Origin of the sequence: Mycobacterium sp. 134 (genome assembly GCF_048282715.1) — a bacterium.
Classification (GTDB): domain Bacteria; phylum Actinomycetota; class Actinomycetes; order Mycobacteriales; family Mycobacteriaceae; genus Mycobacterium; species Mycobacterium septicum.
Genome location: NZ_JBLVUN010000008.1, coordinates 1,388,017 through 1,409,266 on the forward strand (window position 1 = coordinate 1,388,017; position 21,250 = coordinate 1,409,266).

At 67.6% G+C, this 21,250-nt stretch carries 17 protein-coding genes and 1 pseudogene; 6 read left to right on the top strand and 12 right to left on the bottom strand.

All coding sequences use genetic code 11. From position 1 onward, the window contains the following. Positions 1-5 precede the first annotated feature (5 nt). From ACNQVK_RS11430 to ACNQVK_RS11450, 5 genes are all read right to left on the bottom strand, one after another. The gene (locus tag ACNQVK_RS11430) at positions 6-542 is read right to left on the bottom strand and encodes a hypothetical protein (RefSeq protein WP_418029608.1); all 537 of its coding nucleotides are present in this window, start codon (positions 540-542) and stop codon (positions 6-8) included. Next, on the bottom strand, positions 539-1,324 hold the full coding sequence (locus ACNQVK_RS11435) for a prolipoprotein diacylglyceryl transferase (RefSeq protein WP_418029609.1): 786 nt from the start codon (positions 1,322-1,324) through the stop codon (positions 539-541). Before ACNQVK_RS11435 ends, ACNQVK_RS11430 begins: the two co-directional genes overlap by 4 nt. 25 nt (positions 1,325-1,349) lie before the next feature. Next, a complete protein-coding gene (locus tag ACNQVK_RS11440; RefSeq protein WP_211155645.1) occupies positions 1,350-2,054 on the bottom strand; it encodes a ZIP family metal transporter in 705 nt (234 codons plus the stop codon). A gap of 143 nt (positions 2,055-2,197) precedes the next feature. Next, positions 2,198-2,374 carry a hypothetical protein gene (locus tag ACNQVK_RS11445; protein WP_418029610.1) on the bottom strand — a complete coding sequence of 59 codons (177 nt, stop codon included), beginning with the start codon at positions 2,372-2,374 and terminating at the stop codon, positions 2,198-2,200. A 211-nt stretch (positions 2,375-2,585) separates the two neighbouring features. After that, positions 2,586-2,939 carry an ArsR/SmtB family transcription factor gene (locus ACNQVK_RS11450; protein ID WP_044521695.1) on the bottom strand — a complete coding sequence of 118 codons (354 nt, stop codon included), beginning with the start codon at positions 2,937-2,939 and terminating at the stop codon, positions 2,586-2,588. A 106-nt stretch (positions 2,940-3,045) separates the two neighbouring features. On the opposite strand from ACNQVK_RS11450, the gene ACNQVK_RS11455 reads away from it, so the two are divergent. Then, positions 3,046-4,992, top strand: a complete 1,947-nt coding sequence (locus tag ACNQVK_RS11455; RefSeq protein ID WP_418029611.1) for a heavy metal translocating P-type ATPase — start codon at positions 3,046-3,048, stop codon at positions 4,990-4,992. Here the strand turns inward: ACNQVK_RS11455 and ACNQVK_RS11460 are convergent. Further along, on the bottom strand, positions 4,970-6,838 hold the full coding sequence (locus tag ACNQVK_RS11460) for a propionyl-CoA synthetase (protein WP_418029612.1): 1,869 nt from the start codon (positions 6,836-6,838) through the stop codon (positions 4,970-4,972). The two genes, ACNQVK_RS11455 and ACNQVK_RS11460, sit on opposite strands and share 23 nt — an antisense overlap. A 180-nt stretch (positions 6,839-7,018) precedes the next feature. On the opposite strand from ACNQVK_RS11460, the gene ACNQVK_RS11465 reads away from it, so the two are divergent. Next, on the top strand, positions 7,019-8,206 hold the full coding sequence (locus tag ACNQVK_RS11465; protein ID WP_418029613.1) for a cytochrome P450: 1,188 nt from the start codon (positions 7,019-7,021) through the stop codon (positions 8,204-8,206). Between the two features lie 2 nt (positions 8,207-8,208). On the opposite strand, the gene ACNQVK_RS11470 is transcribed toward ACNQVK_RS11465, so the two are convergent. The 6 genes and pseudogenes from ACNQVK_RS11470 to ACNQVK_RS11495 all read right to left on the bottom strand — a co-directional run bounded on the left by ACNQVK_RS11470 (position 8,209) and on the right by ACNQVK_RS11495 (position 16,231). Next, a complete protein-coding gene (locus tag ACNQVK_RS11470) occupies positions 8,209-8,910 on the bottom strand; it encodes a response regulator (protein WP_044520029.1) in 702 nt (233 codons plus the stop codon). Continuing rightward, entirely contained in the window at positions 8,907-11,444 is a 2,538-nt protein-coding gene (locus tag ACNQVK_RS11475) for an ATP-binding protein (RefSeq protein WP_409548805.1), read from the bottom strand. The genes ACNQVK_RS11470 and ACNQVK_RS11475 overlap by 4 nt, the downstream gene beginning before the upstream one ends. Before the next feature lie 19 nt (positions 11,445-11,463). Then, positions 11,464-12,324 carry a potassium-transporting ATPase subunit C gene (locus ACNQVK_RS11480; RefSeq protein ID WP_418029614.1) on the bottom strand — a complete coding sequence of 287 codons (861 nt, stop codon included), beginning with the start codon at positions 12,322-12,324 and terminating at the stop codon, positions 11,464-11,466. A 1-nt stretch (position 12,325) separates the two neighbouring features. Next, positions 12,326-14,472 (bottom strand): annotated as a pseudogene (kdpB, locus tag ACNQVK_RS11485) (potassium-transporting ATPase subunit KdpB). Next, positions 14,472-16,142 carry a potassium-transporting ATPase subunit KdpA gene (gene kdpA, locus ACNQVK_RS11490; protein WP_276130501.1) on the bottom strand — a complete coding sequence of 557 codons (1,671 nt, stop codon included), beginning with the start codon at positions 16,140-16,142 and terminating at the stop codon, positions 14,472-14,474. The pseudogene kdpB and the gene kdpA (ACNQVK_RS11490) overlap by 1 nt, the downstream one beginning before the upstream one ends. Further along, complete coding sequence (locus ACNQVK_RS11495; RefSeq protein WP_019347277.1) at positions 16,142-16,231, bottom strand: potassium-transporting ATPase subunit F; 90 nt, start codon at positions 16,229-16,231, stop codon at positions 16,142-16,144. The genes kdpA (ACNQVK_RS11490) and ACNQVK_RS11495 overlap by 1 nt, the downstream gene beginning before the upstream one ends. Positions 16,232-16,602: 371 nt before the next feature. Here ACNQVK_RS11495 and kdpA (ACNQVK_RS11500) point away from each other — a divergent pair, with 371 nt between their 5' ends. The 4 genes from kdpA (ACNQVK_RS11500) (at position 16,603) to ACNQVK_RS11515 (ending at position 21,247) form a co-directional block, all read left to right on the top strand. Then, on the top strand, positions 16,603-18,261 hold the full coding sequence (gene kdpA, locus ACNQVK_RS11500) for a potassium-transporting ATPase subunit KdpA (protein WP_418034116.1): 1,659 nt from the start codon (positions 16,603-16,605) through the stop codon (positions 18,259-18,261). A gap of 87 nt (positions 18,262-18,348) precedes the next feature. Continuing rightward, positions 18,349-19,080, top strand: a complete 732-nt coding sequence (locus ACNQVK_RS11505) for a hypothetical protein (RefSeq protein WP_418029615.1) — start codon at positions 18,349-18,351, stop codon at positions 19,078-19,080. Positions 19,081-19,244: 164 nt separating this feature from the next. After that, positions 19,245-19,940 (top strand): LysA protein, encoded by a 696-nt coding sequence (locus ACNQVK_RS11510; protein ID WP_418029616.1) that lies wholly within the window; start codon positions 19,245-19,247, stop codon positions 19,938-19,940. Positions 19,941-20,050: 110 nt separating this feature from the next. Beyond that, positions 20,051-21,247 carry an FAD-dependent oxidoreductase gene (locus ACNQVK_RS11515; protein ID WP_418034118.1) on the top strand — a complete coding sequence of 399 codons (1,197 nt, stop codon included), beginning with the start codon at positions 20,051-20,053 and terminating at the stop codon, positions 21,245-21,247. The last annotated feature ends 3 nt before the right edge of the window (positions 21,248-21,250 follow it).

The window sequence follows — 21,250 nt, forward strand, 5'->3', positions numbered from 1 at the left end:
GGTGCTCACAGGGCGTACAGCTCGGGGTTGAGGCCGGTGCAGAACCCGGCGGTGAACAACGAGACCAGCGCCCAGCCGACCATCAGCCCGATGCCGAGTCCCTTGGCCGTCGGGTTCTTCGACAACAGCATCACGGTGCCGCCACCGAAGGCGATCAGGGCCAACAGCACCGCGGTGCCGCCGAGGACCAGGTTGGTGCTGCCGCCACTGCTGTCAGCGGCGCCGGCGCCGATGAAGCCGATGAACCCGATCACCAGATTGAGTGCGGCGTAGAGAAACGGGCCGAGGATCACCATGGGCACCGAGATGCGCCGTGGGGGCTGTGGCGGCGGGCCATAGGGATAGCCGGGCGGGTACGAGTAGCCGGGCGGGTAGGGGTAGCCCGGTGGCGGTGCAGGAGGCGGGGGTGGCGGCGGTGGTACGGGTGGATCGCCGTGATAGGCGGGTGGAATCCCTTGTGGTTCAAAGCTTTGTGGGCCGAACTCCGGTGGCACGTCGCCGGGTGGGGTCGTATCGTCAGGTGGGCCGGGCGGTGTCGTCATACGGGCACCTCCTGAGAGTGGGCTGGGTTGCGATAGTACCCGCGGCGGTAGCCGTACCACAGCCGAAACCCCAGGATCAGCAATGACGGCAGCAGGAACCATTGCGGGCGGGTCAGATCCAGCCACACGGTGTCGTTCTCCCGGACGAACTCGACAAAGAAGCGGAACACCGCGTAGCCGGCGACGTAGAGCACGAACAGTTCACCGGGCCTGCCGATGCGGGGGCGCAGCCACAACAGCACAGCGAATGCGGTGAGCTGGAAGGCGATCTCGTAGAGAAACGACGGGTGCATGGCGGCGCCGGTGAGGCAGCCCGGGCACTCGGGGGTATCCGGTGGTGCATGGATGCCCCACGGCAGGGTGGTGGGGCGCCCGGGGGCTTCGGTGAGGTGACAGCCGATCCGGCCGATCGCCATGCCGAGTGCGACCGCGGGGGCGAACAGGTCGCCGGTCTTGCCGCGATAACCGCCGAGTCGTTTGGCGACGAGCACCCCGAGATAGGCGCCCAGCAGTCCGCCGAGGATGCTTCGCGAGCCGAACTGCCAGGCCTGCGCCAGGGTCGGATTCGCGCTGAAGTCCAGGTGACGCACCCACCCGGTCAACCTCATCCCGATCGCGCCGCCGATCAGTGCCCCGGCCGCGGCGACCACGGACTGCTCGTTGACCGCGCCGCGCCTGCGGGCCTCGAGGACGAACACCAGCAGCGCTGCGGACACCCCGAGGGCGACGAACAGGTTGTGCACCCCGACGCTGACAGGTCCCAGGTGCCACTGCGCAGTCACCTGCCGAACCTAACCCGCCGCCGGTTCACCCGGCCAGCGACAGTCCCGCGGCAACGGCGAAACCGAGCACGGCCGCCAGGCCGGCGTTCTCCCTGGCTTTCTCGGTGGCCTCCGGGATCATCGAACCCACCAGCATGACCAACAGCGCTCCGGCGGCGAAACCGTTGATGCCGCCCCGGAATTCGGCGCCGGCCACGTTCTGCAGCTGATAGCCCCCGACCGTGGCCAGCGCGCACAGTGCGGCGATAGCGGCCCAGCTGCCCACAATCCGGCGGGCCGGCTCTCCCGCGGATTTCATGTCGCTGGCAGACCCGATGGACTCGGGCAGGTTCGACACGAAGATGGACACCACGAGGGCCAGGCTGACGCCGGCTCCGGCCGCGATGCCGATGCCCAGGGCGGCCTGTTCGGGAATGCCGTCGAGCAGGGCGCCGAGGAGCAACGGCAGCCCGGCGGTCTGGGTTCCCTTGCGGCCCAGCCGATCTACTGCTTTGTCCGCGAGATAGAACACCACGGCCCCGACCGCGAGGCCGAGGGCCACCGCCCAGGCGCCGCTGGCGCGGAAGCCCTCTTCGGCGAGTTCGAAGGAGATGCTGGAGATGAGCGCGCCGGCGCCGAAACCGAGGACCAGGCCGACAAGGCGTTGATTCCAGTCCCGGACCACGCCGGCGACCGCGCCGATGAGCAGCGAGGATGCAGCGACCAGACCCCAGGTCAGCGCGGTGAGCACGACCGCAGCATAAGACAGCGCAGGGCGGGAACCGGGGAACCGGGGCGGCAGGGGGAAAAGTGCCGGAGAGAACAGGCGGAGGAGCGAGACAGCACGAGATCGCACTACCGATCGGTGCGATCGATGAGGTTATGGCCCGATGATCAGGCGGCGTAGCGGTCAGGGGTGGTGACCTGTCGCCGGTTGCCCGGACGACAGGTCACCGACGGCGTCAGCGCCGCGCGTTGCAGTTCGGGGGGTTTCCGCAGTGGTGGCCACCATCGCAGGCATTGCAGCGACAGGTGCAGGATCCCTTGGTTGCCATGCGCATCGTTGTTCAACTCCTCACTGTTCGGGTACCGCCGGTATGGCCGGCAGCAAACTCCCGAGGTTTGGGCGGATATCAACATATAACGACTTCACAATAGTTCGGGTCACCGCGAAAATAAAGGATTCCGGCAATGGCGCGAGTTTTGCCACGAGGCCTGTTTCGGATCGGCACGCTGAAGTGAACAGTGCGTGAAACTCTTTGGCCGCAGCGCGTTTAGCGGCTCAAGCCGTGGTGTCGCGGGCGCCCAGTCGGAGATGCTCGATGTGGTAGATGGCCTCGTCGAGAAGTTGGGCCACGTGGCTGTCGTAGAGCCGGTACACGATATTGCGGCCGTACCTGTCGCCGGTCACCAGGCCCAGCGCCCGCAATAGCCGGAGCTGATTGGAGACCGCGGGCTGTTCCATCCCGACCGCCGCGGACAGTTCGGTGACCGAGCACGGCGATTCCCGCAGTCGGGTCAGGATCAGCAATCGGTTGGGGGACGCCAGGGCCTGCAGGGTCTCGGCGACTTTGGCCGCCGAGGCGGCGTCAAGGGACGCCGCCGGCGTCGCCCGCCCCTCGACTCCGTGACCCATGGCATTCATTCAAGCACGTGGCCCAAAACGTAGTTAATACATCTCAATCTCTACATGTTTAAATGTCTTAGATGTGTGCGACGAGGATGAACGGGAGGCGCACTCGATGACCGCTCTGTCGGCCGACCGGTTGCCGGTACGCGACGGCCGTGACGGCACCGCCCGACTTGTCGGTGCGCGCCGGATCGGCACGTGGATCTGGTCTCTGGACTCGGTGCGCTGGGCCGTCGCCGCCCTGGTGTTGATGCTCTGCGGCGTGGTTGCGCAGCTGGCCGATGCGCCACAACCGCTGTGGTGGACGCTGTATCTCGCGTGCTATCTCGCCGGCGGTTGGCAATCCGCGGTGTCCGGCGTACGGACACTGCGTGACCGCGCGCTCGATGTCGACCTGCTGATGATCCTGGCGGCGATCGGTGCGGCAGCCATCGGGCAGGTATTCGACGGCGCATTGCTGATCGTCATCTTCGCGACTTCGGGTGCGCTGGAGGATGTGGCCACCGCACGAACCGAACGTTCCGTGCGCGGGTTGCTCGACCTGGCCCCGCCCGACGCGACCTTGATCGAGGACGACGGTGCCCAGCGTGTCGTCGCCGCGGAGTCGTTGCGGCCCGGCGACCGCATCCTCATCCGGCCGGGGGAACGGATCTCGGCTGACGGCACGGTGACCGGCGGGTCCTCCGATGTCGACCAGTCCTCGATCACCGGTGAACCGCTGCCCGTCGCCAAGCAGGCGGGTGACGACGTCTTCGCCGGGACGCTCAACACCGCTGGGGCGCTGGGGGTCACGGTTACTCGGGATCCGTCGAGCACGGTGATGGCCCGCATCGTGGCGGCCGTCGACGCGGCCTCGGCGACCAAGGCCACCACGCAGCTGTTCATCGAGAAGGTCGAGCAGCGCTATTCGGTGGTCGTGGTGGTCGCGACCCTGGCGCTGTTCGCGGTGCCGCTGGCGCTGGGGGCCGATCTGCGCTCAACTCTGTTGCGCGCCATGACTTTCATGATCGTGGCCTCGCCTTGCGCGGTCGTGCTCGCCACCATGCCGCCCCTGCTGTGCGCGATAGCCAACGCCAGCCGGCGCGGCGTGCTGGTGAAATCCGCGGTCGCCATGGAGCGACTGGCCGACACCGACGTCGTCGTGCTCGACAAGACCGGAACGCTGACCACCGGCGCTCCCCGGATATCGCAGGTGGTACCCCTCGGCGAGGCGGCGCCCGACCGGGTCCTCGCAACCGCCGCAGCCGCAGAACAATTCAGCGAGCACCCGATCGGGCGGGCGATCGTCGCCGAGGCGGCATCCCGCGCCGTCGTGGTGCCCGAGGCCACCGGCTTCACCGCCTGCGCGGGCCGCGGGGTCCGGGCGGCCGTCGACGGTCGTGCGGTCGAGGTACTCAGCCCCACGGCGTACGTGGGCCCGGCGATAGCGGCGGTGGCCGAGATCGAGGCCACCGGAGCCACCGCCGTCGTCGTGACGGTCGACGGCCGCCCCATCGGGCTGCTGGGGCTGCATGACCAGGCCCGCCCGGGCGCGGCCGCTGCCGTGCGGGCGCTTCGGTCCCTGACTGGACGCTCGCCCGTGCTGCTCACCGGTGACAACCGCGCCGCCGCAGCGCAACTGGCCGGGCAGCTGGGCATCGAGGATGTGAGGGCCGGACTGCTGCCCGACGACAAGGCCACCGCTGTCCGGGAACTGGAATCCGATGGCCGACGGGTTCTCATGGTGGGCGACGGCGTCAACGACGCGCCGGCCATGGCGTCCGCGCATTCGTCGATGGCGATGGGGCGCGGCGGTGCCGACCTCACCGTCGACACCGCCGACGTCGTCACCGTGGGCGATGATCTCTCGGCGATCGCCTCGGTGGTGGCACTGTCCAGGCGGGCCCGGCGGCTGGTCATCGCCAACCTGGTCATCGCGGGCACCGTCATCACCGTCCTGGTGACCTGGGACCTGTTCGGGCACTTGCCGTTACCGCTGGGCGTGGCCGGCCACGAGGGCTCCACCATCCTGGTCGCCCTCAACGGGCTGCGGCTACTCAGGGGCGCAGGACGTCCTTGAGCGCGTCGAGCACCGCGGGATCCTCGATGGTGGAGGGCACCGGCTCGTCCAGACCGTCGGCGATACCCCGCATGGTTTTGCGCAGGATCTTGCCCGAACGAGTCTTCGGTAACGCCGCCACCACGTCGACCTTCTTGAAAACCGCCACCGCGCCGATGTTTTCCCGCACCCGGTCGACCAGCTCCTGGGTGATCCCGTCGGTCGAGGCACCGGTCTTGAGCACCACGAAGCCGCGCGGCACCTGCCCCTTGAGTTCGTCGGCGACACCGATCACCGCGCATTCGGCCACCGAGGGGTGGTCGGCCAGCACGGCCTCGATCGACCCGGTCGACAACCGGTGTCCGGCAACGTTGATCACATCATCGGTGCGGCCCATCACGAACAGGTAGCCGTCGGAGTCCACGTAGCCGCCGTCGCCGGTGAGGTAGTAGCCGGTGAACGCCGACAGATACGACGCGACATAGCGGTGGTCGTCGCCCCACAACGTGGGCAGGGTGCCCGGGGGCAGTGGCAGCTTGATGCAGATGGCGCCTTCCTCGTCGGCCTCGCACCGGGTGCCGTCCGAACGCAGGATCTGTACGTCGTAGCCGGGCATCGGCACGGTGGCCGAACCGGGCTTGATCGGCAGGGGTTCGACGCCCATCGGGTCGGCGGCGATGGCCCAGCCGGTTTCGGTCTGCCACCAGTGGTCGACCACCGGGATGCCGAGTTTGTCGTTGGCCCAGTGATAGGTGTCGGGGTCGAGGCGCTCGCCGGCCTGGAACAGGTACTTGAGCCCCGACAGGTCGTAGTGGGCCAGCCGCGTGGCTTCGGGATCTTCCTTCTTGATCGCCCGGATCGCGGTCGGGGCGGTGAACAGCGCCTTGACGCCGTACTCGGCGGCCACTCGCCAGAACGCCCCGGCGTCGGGGGTGCCGACCGGTTTGCCTTCGTAGAGAACGGTTGTCGCACCCAGGAGCAAGGGCGCGTAGACGATGTAGGAGTGGCCGACCACCCAGCCGACGTCGGAGGCCGCCCAGAACACGTCGCCGGGTTCCACGTCGTAGATGTGGCGCATGCTCCACAGCAGGGCCACCGCGTGCCCGCCGTTGTCGCGGACGATGCCCTTGGGTTTGCCGGTGGTGCCCGAGGTGTAGAGCACGTACAGCGGGTCGGTCGCGGCCACCGGCACCGGGTCGACCGGTGCGGCGTCGGCCACCAGCTGCTGCCAGTCGTGATCGCGCCCGTCGACCAGCTCGCAGGGACACTGCTCGCGCTGGAGGATGACGCAGGCCCGGGGCTTGTGCTCGGCGATCTCCAGTGCCGTATCCAGCATGGGCTTGTACTCGATGGTGCGCGTCGGCTCGATGCCGCAGGATGCGCTCACCACGACCACCGGGCGGGCGTCGTCGATCCGGGTGGCCAGCTCGTGCGCGGCGAACCCGCCGAACACCACCGAGTGCACCGCGCCCAGCCGGGCGCAGGCCAGCATCGCGATGACGGCCTCGGGGACCATCGGCATGTAGATCACCACGAGATCGCCCTTGTTCACCCCGAGCCCGCGCAGGGCCCCGGCGAACCGGGCCGTGGCGTCGCGCAACTCGCGGTAGGTATAGGTGGCCTTGGTACCCGTGACGGGGGAGTCGTAGATCAGCGCGGTCTGATCGCCGCGCTCGGCGACGTGGCGGTCCAGCGCGTTGGCGCAGGTGTTGAGCTCGCCGTCGGGGAACCACCGGTAGAACGGCGGGTGCGTGTCGTCGAGTATGCGCTGCGGCTCGGACGTCCAGGTCACCGCCTTGGCGGCGTCGGCCCAGAAGGTGGCCGGGTCGTTGAGGCTGGCGTCAAAAAGGCGGCGGTAACCGGACATACCGGCGCCGTAGCGTGTCCGGCCAGTCGAAATCGAAGATTGTCGCTGGTCGGTGGCCTGCCCGCGCCCGGTGGTCGCTGGTGCGCGGTCATCGGTCGTTGCGCGGCGATTCGGGTAGCGCGGTACTCACGCCGATGCGGGTGGGCGGGGTCAGGATTGCCGGGACGACGAGGAGCCGGCATGACAGTCGACATCGATTACGACCCGTACAACGTCGAGATCACGCGCGACCCCTATCCGACCTACCGCCGGTTACGCGACGAGGCGCCGCTGTACTACAACGCGACGCACGATTTCTTCGCGGTCAGCCGCTACGACGATGTCGAGCGGGCACTGATCGACCGCGACACCTTCATCTCCGGGCGGGGGAATGTCCTGGAATTCATCAAGTCCGGTGTCGAGATGCCGCCCGGCATCGTCGTCGCCGAGGACCCGCCCAGCCACACCATCCACCGCACACTGATGTCGCGGGTGTTCACCCCGCGCAAGGTCGCCGCGCTGGAACCGGCGATCCGGACGTACTGCGCCGAGTACCTCGATCCGCTGATCGGCACCGGGCGGTTCGATGTGATCGGTGAGTTCGCCGCGCAGATGCCGATGCGGGTGATCAGCATGCTGATGGGCATTCCCGACGCCGACCAGATCGCGATCCGCGATATGAGTAATGCCAACATGCGGACCAAGGCCGGACGCGGCATGCGGATCAACGAACAGAACATGGCATTGGGCGGAGCCTTCGCCGACTACATCGACTGGCGCGTCGAGCATCCGTCCGACGACATCATGACCGACCTGCTCAACGTCGAGTTCGAGGACCGGACCGGCACCCGGCGCCGGCTGACCCGGCGCGAACTGCTGACCTATGTGCACGTCATCGCCGGGGCGGGCAACGAGACCAGTGCGCGCCTGATCGGCTGGACCGTCAAGGTGCTCGCCGAGCATCCGGATCAGCGCCGGGAACTGGTGCACGATCGGTCGTTGGTGCCCAACGCAATTGAGGAGATCCTGCGGTTCGAGAACCCGGCCCCGCACGCGGCGCGCTCCCTGGCCGTCGATGCGCAGTGGCACGGGCATACGGTCCCCGCCGGCAGCGCATTGTTGATCGTGATGGCCGCGGCCAACCGCGACGAGCGCCGCTACGCCGAGCCGGACCGCTTCGACATCCACCGCGACATCGGTATGCACCTGGCGTTCGGCCACGGTGCCCATTTCTGCCTGGGTGCCGCGCTGGCCCGCATCGAGGCCCGTATCGCGCTCGACGAGATCCTCACCCGATTCCCGGACTGGGACGTGGATCTCGATGATGCGGCGCTCTCACCCACCTCGACGGTGCGTGGTTGGGAACGCCTGCCGATGCTGGTGGCGTGAACCTACTCCTGGAAGCGGTACCCCATCCCCGCCTCGGTCAGCAGGTGCACCGGACGTGACGGATCGTCCTCGAGTTTGCGGCGCAGCTGCGCCAGATAGACCCGCAGATAATGGGTTTCCTTGGCATAGGCCGGTCCCCACACCTCGCGCAGCAACTCTTCGCGGCCCACCAGCTTGCCGCGGTTGCGCACCAGCATCTCCAGCATGCCCCACTCGGTGGGGGTCAGGTGCACCTCGTGGTTGTTCTTGGTCACCTTCTTGGCGGCGAGGTCGACGGTGAACGACGAGGTCTCGATGACGGGCTCATCGGTTTCGGAAGCCGCCGCACCGCGGCGCACCGCGGCGCGCAGACGGGCCAGGAACTCGTCCATGCCAAAGGGTTTGGTGACGTAGTCATCGGCCCCGGCGTCGAGCGCCTCGACCTTGTCGGACGAGTCGGTGCGGGCCGAGAGCACGATCACCGGCGCCGACAGCCAACCGCGCAGGCCGGCAAGCACCTCGATGCCGGACATGTCGGGCAGCCCGAGGTCGAGCACGATCACGTCGGGGCGGTGATCGGCGGCGGCCCGCAGGCCCTGGCCACCGTTGGTGGCGGTGTCGACCTCGTAGCCGCGCACGGACAGGTTGATCCGCAGCGCACGAAGGATCTGCGGTTCGTCGTCGATCACGAGGACACGGGTTTTGATGGCGTTGGTGGGTGTCATGCCGGTTCGTCCTTTGGCGGTGCAGCAAGGTCGATTTCGACGGTCAGGCCACCGCCGGGGGTGTCGGTCGCCGAGATGGTCCCGCCCATGGCTTCGACGAAGCCGCGGGCAACGGATAGGCCCAGCCCGACGCCGATGGTGGTGTTGTGATCTCCGAGGCGCTGGAACGGCGCGAACAGTTGCTCCTCGGCCCCGCGCGGCATCCCGGGCCCTTCGTCGATCACCGCGATCAGCACCCGGTCGGCCACCTGTCCGGCGCTGACCCGGATGGGGCCGTCGGGTGCGTACCGCAGCGCATTGTCGATCAGGTTGGCCAGCACCCGCTCGAGCAGCCCGGCATCGGCCATCGCAACGGCGTCGCCGACCTCGACCTTAACCCGGTCCAGACCCTCGCGGGTGAATCCGGTGGCGCCCTTGCTGATTCCCAGCAGCGCGCGCTGCACCGTCTCCTCCAGGTACACCCGGCGTAGTTCGGGCCGGACGACCCCGGCCGACAGCCGGGAGGAGTCCAGCAGGTTGCCGACGAGCGCGGTGAGCGCATCGATGGATTCTTCGATGGTGGCCAGCAGTTCGGCGGTGTCCTCGGCCGAGAAGTCGATGTCCTCGCTGCGCAGGCTGCTGGCGGCCGCCTTGGCCGCGGCCAACGGGGTGCGCAGGTCGTGGCTGACCGCCGAGAGCAGCGATCGGCGCAGTTCGTCGGCCTGCGCGATGGCCGCGGCCTTGCCGGCCTCCTCGGTGAGCTCGCGTTGTTTGACCAGTCCGGCAGCCTGTTTCGCGACGGCGCTGAGCACGCGGCGGTCCCGCGCGGCCAGTTTCCGTCCGGCCATCAGCAGCCAGAATTCGTCGTCTCCGACTTCGATGGCGGTGTCGGCGGTGTCCACCTCGGCGCACGGTTTGGTGCCGACGCACGCCACGATCTCAGCGGCACCGTCGTGTTCCCGGAGCAGGCTCACCGCGCGTTGGGAGTACGTCTCGCGCAGTCGTTCCAGCAGGGTGGTCAGGTCGGCGCCGCGCAGTACCGACCCGGCGAACAGCGTCAGCAGTTCCGCCTCCTGCGAGGCTTTCCTGGCTTCGCGGGCCCGGCTGGCTGCCCCGTCGACCAGAGCCGCGACCGCGACCGCGACCAGCAGCAGCACGACGACGGTGACCGCGCTGTCGGGTTCGGAGATGGTGAACGTGTGGCGGGGGTCGACCAGGAAGTAGTTCAGCAGCAGTCCGGACAGCAGGGCCGACAGTCCGGCCGGTGCGACGCCGCCGAGCAGCGCGACGATCAGCACGCCGATGAAGAACAGGGCGCTTTCGCCGCTGACCCCGAGGTAGGGGTCGAGCAGGGTCACGATCGCCAGGCAGATCGCCGACGGAACCACCAGGCTGGCGAGCCAGGATGCGATGTGGCGCTGCGGGGGTGTGGCCGTCGACCAGCCGAAGCCGCGGCGGGCCTGCTCATGGGTCACCATGTGCACGTCGATCTTGCCGGAGTGCTGCACCACGGCGGCGCCGATGCCCTCGTCGAACATCCGGGCCCACCGGGACCGCCTCGACGTGCCGAGGACCAGCTGGGTGGCGTTCCGCTCGCGCGCGAAATCCAGTAGCGCCGTGGGTACGTCGTCGCCGACGACGGTGTGCAGGGTGGCGCCCAGGCTGATGGCCAGCTCTCGCACCTTGCCCATCTGGGGCGCCGATACGCCCGACAGTCCGTCCCCGCGAACGACGTGGACCACCATCAGTTCGGCGCTGGACTTCGAGGCGATGCGGGATGCCCTGCGCACCAGGGTTTCCGACTCGGTGCCGCCGGTGACGGCGACCACCACGCGCTCGCGGGCCTCCCAGGTGTCGGTGATCTTGTTGTCGGCACGGTACTTGGCCAGTGCGGCGTCGACCTGGTCGGCCAGCCACAGCAGGGCCAGTTCTCGCAGCGCGGTGAGGTTTCCGCGCCGGAAGTAGTTCGACATCGCGGCATCGACACGCTCCGGTGCGTACACGTTGCCGTGGGACAGCCTGCGGCGCAGTGCCTCTGGGGTGATGTCGACCAACTCGATCTGGTCGGCCGCCCGGACCACCTCGTCGGGAACCTTCTCCTGCTGCTCGATTCCGGTGATCTGGGTGACCACATCGTTGAGGCTTTCCAGGTGCTGGACGTTGACCGTCGAGATCACGGTGATCCCGGCATCGAGCAGTTCCTCGACGTCCTGCCAGCGTTTGGGGTTCTTGCTGCCCGGGGTGTTGGTGTGGGCGAGTTCGTCGACCAGCACCACCTGGGGGTTGCGGGCCAGCACCGCGGCCACGTCGAGTTCGGGGAAGCTGCCTCCCCGGTACTCGACGTAGCGCGGCGGGATGGTCTCGATACCGTCGAGCAGTTCGGCGGTCTTCTTGCGTCCGTGCGTCTCGACCACCGCGGCGACCAGGTCGGTGCCGCGTTCGAGCCTGCGGTGCGCCTCACCGAGCATCGCGTAGGTCTTGCCCACGCCGGGAGCCGCACCCAGATATATGCGCAGCTCACCGCGTTTGGTGGGGCTGGGCGCCGGCGTACTCACAAGACCATCATCCTCGTGCCTACAGCGAGTCGAGGGCGATGTTGAGTTCGAGCACGTTGACCCGCGGTTCGCCGAAGAAGCCCAGGGTGCGTCCGTCGGTGTGCTGGGCCACCATGGAGCGCACCAGTTCGGGGTTGAGACCGCGGGCCTTGGCCACCCGGTTGACCTGCAGATCCGCGTAGGCCAACGAGATGTGCGGGTCCAGTCCACTTCCGCTGGCGGTCACCGCGTCGGCGGGCACAGCGGGGTCTGCGGGCGCGCTGCCGCGGATCGGCACGATCAGGCCGGTGCTGTAGTCCTCGCCCGCCTTTGCGCATTCGACCCGCACGCCTTCGTAGGTGTCGACGAACGGCGTTTTCGTGGTGTCGCACGGCTGGTTCACGCTGACCACCTTGGTCGGGTGGATGACGTTTCCGCGGGCATCCCGTGGCCCGATCACCGACAGCACCGCACCGACACCGTCTCCCGTGCAGAACGGGCGGGCGCCGTCGACGCCGTCGAGCTCTCCGACGGCGGCGCTGCGTGAGCACACCAGGGTGAGCAGGCTCGGCTTGTCCGGTGTGTCGACAACGCTTTCCGGACCGAGGTTGCTCGCGCTGGTGGCCATGGGGTCATAGCCGTCACCGGCGGCCGACGGGCGGCTCTGGAAGTAGCGGGGCAGGGGGTTGCCGTCGGCATCGGTGAAGGACTGACCGATCAGGCTGCTGCCCACCGGCTTTCCGTTCACCTCGATCAGTGATCCGTCGGCTTTGTCGCGTAGGCCGGGGATCTGGGCCACCAGCCAGATGAACACCGGATACCCGATGCCCAGGATCACGGTGAGCACCAGCAGGGCCCGCAGGGCGGCTGCATGTTGGCGGAGCAGGTTGGAGAATTTCATGTCACATTCCCGGGAAGAGTTGGACGACGAGGTCGATCAGCTTGATGCCGATGAACGGCGCGATGATGCCGCCGAGGCCGTAGACGTACAGGTTGCGGCTCAACAGCTTGGACGCGCTGCTCGGGGTGTACCGGACACCCTTGAGCGCCAACGGGATCAGCGCCACGATGACGACCGCGTTGAAGATCACCGCGGACAGGATCGCCGATTGCGGGCTGTGCAGCCGCATGACGTTCAGCAGGTCCAGGCCGGGGAACAGGGCCACGAACAACGCCGGGATGATCGCGAAGTACTTCGCGATGTCGTTGGCGATCGAGAACGTGGTCAACGCCCCGCGGGTGATCAGCAACTGCTTGCCGATCTCGACGATCTCGATGAGCTTGGTCGGGTCGGAGTCGAGATCGACCATGTTGCCGGCCTCTTTGGCCGCCGAGGTCCCGCTGTTCATCGCGACACCGACGTCGGCCTGGGCCAGGGCGGGCGCGTCGTTGGTGCCGTCACCGGTCATCGCGACGAGCTTGCCGCCGGCCTGCTCCTTCTTGATCAGCGCCATCTTGTCCTCGGGCGTGGCCTCGGCGAGGAAGTCGTCCACGCCGGCCTCGTCGGCGATGGCCTTGGCGGTCAGCGGATTGTCTCCGGTGATCATCACGGTGCGGATGCCCATCCGGCGCATCTCGTCGAAGCGTTCCCGCATGCCCTGCTTGACGACATCCTTGAGATGGATGACGCCGAGCACTTCGGCATTTCCGTCGACGACATGCCCGACCACCAGCGGTGTGCCGCCGGCAGCGGAGATCCCGTCCACGATGTCGCCGAGTTCGGTTGGTACCAGGCCGCCTTCGGATCGCACCCACTCGGCCACCGCGCCTGCCGCGCCCTTGCGCAGCCGGTGGTCGCCGGACAGATCGACGCCGGACATCCGGGTGTTGGCACTGAACTCCACCCAGTGCGCCTTGTCGAGCTCGCCCGCGTGCGGCCCCGCAGACCGTACTGCTGCTTGGCGAACACCACGATCGAGCGACCCTCGGGGGTCTCGTCGGCCAGGCTCGACAGCTGTGCCGCGTCGGCGAGTTGCGCCTCGGTGATGCCGGACAGCGGTACGAACGCGGCGGCCTGGCGGTTGCCGAGCGTGATGGTTCCGGTCTTGTCGAGCAGCAGGGTGTTGACGTCGCCTGCGGCCTCGACGGCGCGGCCGGACATGGCCAGCACGTTGCGCTGCACCAGCCGGTCCATGCCGGCGATGCCGATCGCCGAGAGCAGGGCGCCGATCGTGGTGGGGATCAGGCACACCAGCAGCGACACCATGACGATGCCCGAGATGCCGTTTCCGTTGAGCGCCAGGGTGTCTGCCACACCCGGGTTGTTGGCCTTGGAGAAGATGGCCAGCGGCTGCAGGGTCGCCACGGCGAAGACGAAGATGATCGTCAACGAGGACAGCAGGATGTTGAGCGCGATCTCGTTGGGGGTCTTCTGCCGGTTGGCGCCCTCGACCAGGTTGATCATCCGGTCGATGAAGCTCTCGCCGGGCTTCTGGGTGATCTGTACGACGATGCGATCGCTGAGCACGGTGGTGCCGCCGGTGACCGCGCTCCGGTCGCCGCCGGACTCCCGGATGACGGGTGCCGATTCACCGGTGATCGCCGACTCGTCCACCGACGCAATGCCTTCCACGACATCGCCGTCCCCGGGGATGACCTGGCCTGCCTCGACCACGACGACGTCACCCTGCTGCAGCAGCGGCGCGGCGACTTCGTCTTCACGGCCGGGAGAGCCCGGGGCCCAGCCGGTCAACCGGCGGGCCATGGTGGACGTCTTGGTCTTGCGCAGCGATTCGGCCTGGGCCTTGCCGCGTCCCTCGGCGACGGCCTCGGCCAGGTTGGCGAAGATCACCGTCAGCCAGAGCCAGATGACGATCAGCCCGGAGAACCAGGACGGGTTGAGCACTGCCAGGATGGTGCTCCAGACGGCGCCGATCTCGACGATGAACATGACGGGGTTGCGCCACAGCGTGCGCGGATCGAGCTTGCGCAGCGCATCGGGCGTCGATTTCCACAGCATCTTCGGGTCCAGCAGGCCGCCCTTGATTCGGTTGGAACTAACGGGTTTCGGCTGCGCGGACGACGGTGAATCGAGAGTAGGTACTGACATCAGTGAATTCCTTCAGCAAGGGGCCCGAGCGCGAGCATGGGCAAGAAGGTGAGGGCGACCAGGATCAGCGTGACGCCGGCGACCATGCCGACGAACTGGGGTCGATGGGTGGGGAGTGTGCCGATGGACTCGGGCGTCTTGCCCTGTTTGGCCAGCGATCCGGCCAGCGCCAGCACGAAGATGATGGGCAGGAACCGGCCGAACACCATCGCGAGGCCGAGGGCGGTGTTGTACCACTCGGTGTTGACGCTGATGCCGGCGAAGGCCGAACCGTTGTTGTTGGCGGCGGAGGTGAAGGCGTACAGCACTTCCGACAGGCCGTGCGGCCCGGTGTTGAGCATGCCCGCCCGTTGACCCGGCATGGCCATCGCCACCGCGGTACCGGTCAGCACCAGCAACGGTGTGATCAGGAAATACGTTGCGGCGAGCTTGATCTCCCGCGGGGTGATCTTCTTGCCCAGGTATTCCGGTGTGCGGCCGACCATCAGGCCCGCGACGAACACCGTGATGATCGCCAGCACCAACATGCCGTACAGGCCGGAGCCGACGCCGCCGGGAGCCACCTCACCGAGCTGCATGTTGAACATCGTGATCATGCCGCCGAGGCTGGTGTACGAATCGTGGAACGAGTCCACCGCGCCGGTCGACGTCAGCGTTGTCGCATCCGCGAACACCGCCGAGTTGGCGATGCCGAACCGCTGCTCGACGCCTTCCATCGCGGCGCCGGCGGCGGTGGGGACGGTGCCATGGGCCTGCAGCTGGAAGAGCATCATCAGGCTGACGCTGACGGTGGCGATCACGGCCATCACCGCGGCGATCGCGTAACCCTGCTTCACGCTGCCGACCATGCGGCCGAACGTGCGGGGCAACGAGAACGGGATCATCAGGATCAGGAAGATCTCCACCCAGTTGGTCCAGGTGGTGGGGTTCTCGAACGGGTGCGCGGAGTTGGCGTTGTAGAAGCCGCCGCCGTTGGTACCGAGCAGCTTGATGACCTCCTGGCTGGCGACCGGGCCGCCCGGGATGGTCTGCGTGCCGCCGACGAGCGTGTTGACGACCTCGCTGTGCAGGGCGAAGTTCTGGATGGCGCCGCCGCCGAGCAGGATCAGCGCCCCGACGATCGAAATGGGTAGCAGGATACGGAGATTGCCGCGCACCAGGTCGACCCAGAAATTGCCGAGATCGCCGGTGTTGCGCCGGACCAGGCCACGGACAAAAGCCATCGCCACGGCCATGCCGACGGCCGCCGAGACGAAGTTCTGCACGGCCAGGCCGGCCATCTGCACCAGGTGGCCCTGGGTGCTCTCACCCGAATAGGCCTGCCAGTTCGTGTTGGTCACGAAGCTGATGGCGGTGTTCCAGGCCAGCGCCGGTGTCATCGGGGTGCCCGGATCGTTCAGGTGCAACGGCAGTTTGCCCTGCACCAGCTGCAGGACGAACAGGAACAGGACGCTGATCGCGGAGAAGGCCAGCACGCTGCGGGCATAGGCGCCCCAGGTCTGTTCGGCCTTCGGGTCGGCGCCGATCAGCCGATAGATGACGCGTTCGGCACGCGAGTGCTTCTCGGTCGTGTAGACGCGGTACATGTAGTCGCCGAGCGGTACGTGAACAGCCGCTACCGCGACGATGAGGACGACGAGGAAGACGATCCCCGCGGTTGTCGTAGTCACTAGAACCTCTCCGGAAACAGCAGCGCCGCGAAGAGAAACAGCGCGATGAGGATCGCCAGGCCCAGGCCGACGACGTTTTCGTAGCTCACAGTCCCTCGACCAACTTCTGCACCAGGCCCAGCAGCGCAAAGATCGCCACTGTCAGCGCGATGAACACCACTACGGACATGGGTTCTCCAACACGTTCTCGGGTCGCCGGATCTCGGCGACCGATCAAGCGTCCGTCTGTTGCGGGTGGCCGGCGAGGATCTTTATGTCTTCTTTACGCTCGGCTGCCGGACCTTTACGGGTTCTTTCCCGTGGACCCCGGAGGCGCCCGTCAGCGGCAAAGATGGTGTCAACAGCGCCTGGTTGTGGCGTAGGAAATGCGTAATCGCCGTCGAATTCTCGCCGCGCTGGTTCCTACCGTGTGCCGAGAGTGTCGGCGCGTGAAGGAGCTGGAGCCATCGACAATCCATCGCTGTGGGGGACGGCGTCCTGGGGCCAGCTGGCCGCGATCGCTGTCCTCGTCGTGTTTTTGCATGTCCCGCTGGGTAACTACCTGGCGGCCGTCTACACCGCACGTACCGATTGGCGGGTGGAGCGGGTGATCTACCGTCTGGTCGGGGTGCAGCCGGACGGCCGGCAACGTTGGACGAGTTACCTGAGCGCAGTCCTGGCATTCTCAGCGGTCAGTGTTCTGGCCCTCTACGGGCTGTTGCTTTTGCAGGTGTATTTGCCCGAACCGTGGGGCCATAAAGGCATGACGCCGGCATTAGCGTTCAATACCGCAATTTCGTTTACGACCAATACCAGTTGGCAGAACTACCCGGGCGAGGCGACGCTCGGTCACGTCGGGCTGGTGGCCGGCCTCGGGGTGCAGGCCTTCGCGAGCCTCGCGGTCGGCATGTGCGTTGCGGCGGTATTGATCCGCGGGCTGGCACGCTATCAGAACCAGGAGATCGGCAACTTCTGGGTGGATCTGGTGCGCACCGTGGTCCGGATCCTGCTGCCGCTGTCGGTGATCGTCACGCTGATCCTGCTGGCCCTCGGTGTCGTCAACAACTTCCATGGTGCCCAGGACGTTTCGACGATCACCGGCGGCAGCCAGACGTTGCTCGGTGGTCCGGTGGCCACGTGGGAGTCGATCAAGTTGATGTCGGGTGACGGTGGCGGCGCCTTCAACGTCAACAGCGCGCATCCCTTCGAGAACCCGACACCGCTGACCAACGTCGTGGAAATCGTTGCGATGCTGTTGATCCCGGTGGCCTTCCTGCGCACCTTCGGTGTGATGGTCGGAGACCGCAGGCAGGGCTGGGCGCTGTTCGCCGTCGTCGCATCGCTGTACATCCTGGCGACGGTGGCCCTCGTCGCGGCGACATCGGTGCCGCACGGCACCGTCGTCCACGCCGTGGGTGCGCCGGTGGAGGGCACCGAAATGCGGTTCGGTGTGTCCGGCAGCGCGGTATTCGGCCAGGCGGCCACAGCCTCCGGGGACGGTGCGGCGAACTCGTCGTACGACAGTTTCGCCAGCTTCGGGGGTGCGCTGCTGACGCTGAACATGATGCTCGGCGAGGTGGCCCCCGGTGGGGCCGGCAGCGGCCTATATGGCCTGGTGATGATGGTGCTGCTGGCGGTCTTCCTCGGTGGACTGATGGTCGGGACGACGCCCGAGTACCTCAAACAGCGGCTGCAGGCCCGGCACATGAAGCTGGTCAGCCTCTACATCCTGGCGCTACCGATCGCGGTCCTGGTCGGAACCGCGATCGCGATGGCGCTGCCCGGTCAACGCGCCGCGATGCTCAATACCGGGCCGCACGGGCTCTCCGAGGTGCTCTACGCCTTCACCAGTTCGGCGGCCAACAACGGCAGTGGCTTCGCCGGATTCAGTGGGAACACCACCTGGTTCAACGTGGCGCTGGCCTTCGCGATGGTCATCGGCCGCTTCCTGCCGGTCATCGCGGTACTGGCCCTCGCGGGGACATTCGCCGCCCAGCGTCCGGGTGTCGTCACCGCCGGCACGCTGAAGACCCACACCCCGACCTTCGTCGTGCTGACACTGGCCTCGAGCCTGCTGCTCATCGGCCTGGAGTACCTGCCCGCGCTCGTGGTCGGTCCCGTCGCCGACGCGCTTCAATGATCAAGGCGGCGTCAAGGTTGGGCGGCACGGTGTCAAGAGACCGCTAAAACCCTGGTGGCGGTGCTCGGGCGGCGGGATGGTCAGACGATGGTGACCGCCTATTATGTCGAGCAGCCCCGGGTGGTGCTGGACGAGACTGTGATGATCAGCCGTTGTGCGTTGTGGCGCAGCGCTTTCAGAGGATTCTCGGTGAGCTATCCCGCTGAGTTGCTCGGCATGGAACCGGCTGCGGCTTGGTTGCGCCGCCACCGCGTCACCGTCGATGTCGTCACCGCCGCGGAGCTCAACGTGGCCCTCGCATCGGGTATCCGGTCAGCGCAACTCGTGATGCACCCGCGCAATGCGGCTGCCATGGCGGGTGCCGCCATGGGGCGGGCGGCGCGACTCGTCATCGACTCCGAGCAGCAGGCCGCAGCGCTCGCCCGCGGCGCGCAGCGTCGGGAGCATGTGCTCGTAGGTGCGGGCGGCGACATGCCCTCGGTGATCGCCGAGGTGCTGAGGCACCGTCAGCTCGATCCCATCGGTCTGCACTGCGCGGCCGACGCTTCGCAGGATCCGATCGGGCTCGACGCACTGCGGTCGGCGGTGGTCGAGATGGCTACGATCAGGCGCACGCATTCGGTGCTGCTGAGCCGGATCAGCCTGGCGGGCTTGGACGGTGGCCTGTTCGGTCTGCATCCGTGGGCGCTGCGCCGTGTCGCCGGCGCGCTCGGTGAGGTTCTCGAGGAGCAGTGTGCGCGGTTCCGCTTCCCGCGCCCGGCGCTGACCGTGGCTCCGGCGTTTCATGCACTGCTGCCGCGAGATATCAACGCAGCGTGAATGTTTCATTCGGTCGCGTCAAGACACTGCAAAGATCCTGGCCCGGCCCTCCTGGCAGCGGAAGGCTCGGATCAGGTGCAGGCGGCATCCGGCCGCGGCGCGGTGAAGAAGAGGTTCTGGTGACACTGACGACAGGGCTGTGGTCCACATCGACGGCTTCGGCGATGCCAGAGCGATCGCCCGAGCACGAGGCGATGCACCGGTGCGCCACGTGGTGCCGGTCGCTTGATCCCGTCGAGCTGGCGCTGCCTGCCGGGGCGCTTCGGGACAACAACGTGGCCAAATGGGCCCGTGATCACGGGTTGACCGTCGAGGTACGCGGCAGCGGGGACCTGGCGGCGGCGATCGGGACGGGTATCCACCCGATGCGCCTGGTGGTCCACGCCGACGGGTTCAGCGCCGACGAACTGGTGTTCTGCAGCGCCAATCTCGGGGTGGGCCGGGTGGTGGCTACCAGCGTCGAGCAGGTTCGCCTGCTGGTTTCCTGCGCCGTGCGGCACCGTCGGCAACGGGTGATCCTCGGTGCGACGGCTGCCGACGCGGTGACCACCGTCCTCAACGGTCCTCGGCTCGATCTGGTCGGCCTGTATCGCGAAATCGATTCGGCTGAAGACTATTTCACCGCATTTCCGGCGGCGGTCAGTGACCTGATCACGGAAATGGCCGATATTCGCCGGAGGCACGCCGTGGTGCTCACCAGGGTGTGGATCGGCGGCGGTGGGGTCGACTTCAGCACGGGTCCTGACGATCTGTCCGAGCTCGGCCAGGCCATCGAGATGACACTCGACGATGCGTGCGCGACGCTGAGGTTCCCGCGGCCGGTGGTGGTCGTCTCGGGTGGGCTGGACGGCCCTCGGTAGGCCGGTACCGCACAAACCTGTACAGCGGCCCCGCACCGGACATAAATTGAGCCGTGGGCTCAAAACGGCCCCAGAGCCGGCACCACGTCCAGCCAGCGCCGAAAGGGTCGCTGCGGATCCTGGTTGTCGGTGCCGGGGTGGGTGGCATCTCCATCGCCCGGGGATTGCTGCGGGACGGGCATGACGTCACCGTGTTCGAGCAGCGCCCCGAGGTGCGGGCCGGCGGCGGTGCCGTCACCATCTGGTCGAACGGCGAAACTGTGCTGCGGCAGCTCGGCGTCGACATGGGCGGCGCAGGCCAGGAGCTGTCCACGGTGCGGGTGGTGACGTCGACGGGACGCCCGATGACCACCCTCGACGTGACGACGATCGTGAGCCGGATGGGTGCGCCGGTCCGGATGGTCCCGCGCCGGATTCTGCTCGAGCGGCTGCTGGAAGGCTTTCCGGCTGAACGGATTCGGTGTAACACGCAGGTGATCGGCGTCGCCAACGGCAGCCCCGGGGTTCGCCTCGATTTCGCCGACGGCAGTTGTGCGGCCGGCGATTTGGTGATCGGCGCGGACGGGTTGCACTCCAGGATCCGCGAGATCGTCGGTGCGCAGCACGCAGAACCGACGGGCTGGTGCAGCTGGCAAGGGCTGGCCACGTTGCCGGACGGGGCCGATCGGCGCGTCGCCTTCGTCATCGTCGGGGAGCACGGGAACCTCGGCCTGTGGCCGGCCGGAGGCACCGAGGTGCAGTGGTGGTTCGACCTGCCGTGGTCGCCGGACTTCGTCCGGCCGGAACGCCCGATCGACGTGATCCGCGCCAATTTCACCGGATGGTCCGACCTGGTCGATCGGGTCCTCGCGACATTGACCGATGCTGATCTGGCGCGTTCGCCCTATCCGCATTTCCGCCATCCCATTCCGGGCCCGGGCCGCGGCGCGTTGACGTTGTTGGGCGATGCGGCGCACACGATGCCGCCGACGCTGGCGCAGGGAACCAACCAGGCATTGCTCGACACGATGGTGCTGTGCAAGGCGATCTCGGACTACCGCCACAGCCCCAACGGCGATCTGTCCGGTGCCCTGCGCTGGTACGAGAAGACCCGCCGACGCCGCGTCGCGGCGGTTTCCCGGGTGGCCTCGCTGCAGGTGTCGCACGGTGAAGCCGTGCTGCGGCCCGCCGCGATGGTCCCAAACCGGGTGATGACGTGGGTGCTGGCGACGTTCCTGCGGGTGGTGAGTCACCGCCGGATGGCCGCGGGAATCAGCCGGGATCTCGCCGGGGCGGTGACGGCCGGCAGTGACGAACATGCCCGCTGAGCC

Excerpts from the sequence above, each read along its gene's own strand:
- ACNQVK_RS11430 (WP_418029608.1), bottom strand. The coding sequence starts at position 542 with ATGACGACACCGCCCGGCCCACCTGACGATACGACCCCACCCGGCGAC.
- ACNQVK_RS11450 (WP_044521695.1), bottom strand. The coding sequence starts at position 2,939 with ATGGGTCACGGAGTCGAGGGGCGGGCGACGCCGGCGGCGTCCCTTGAC.
- ACNQVK_RS11455 (WP_418029611.1), top strand. The coding sequence starts at position 3,046 with ATGACCGCTCTGTCGGCCGACCGGTTGCCGGTACGCGACGGCCGTGAC.
- ACNQVK_RS11460 (WP_418029612.1), bottom strand. The coding sequence starts at position 6,838 with ATGTCCGGTTACCGCCGCCTTTTTGACGCCAGCCTCAACGACCCGGCC.
- ACNQVK_RS11465 (WP_418029613.1), top strand. The coding sequence starts at position 7,019 with ATGACAGTCGACATCGATTACGACCCGTACAACGTCGAGATCACGCGC.
- ACNQVK_RS11470 (WP_044520029.1), bottom strand. The coding sequence starts at position 8,910 with ATGACACCCACCAACGCCATCAAAACCCGTGTCCTCGTGATCGACGAC.
- ACNQVK_RS11480 (WP_418029614.1), bottom strand. The coding sequence starts at position 12,324 with ATGAAATTCTCCAACCTGCTCCGCCAACATGCAGCCGCCCTGCGGGCC.
- ACNQVK_RS11505 (WP_418029615.1), top strand. The coding sequence starts at position 18,349 with ATGGTGACCGCCTATTATGTCGAGCAGCCCCGGGTGGTGCTGGACGAG.
- ACNQVK_RS11510 (WP_418029616.1), top strand. The coding sequence starts at position 19,245 with ATGCCAGAGCGATCGCCCGAGCACGAGGCGATGCACCGGTGCGCCACG.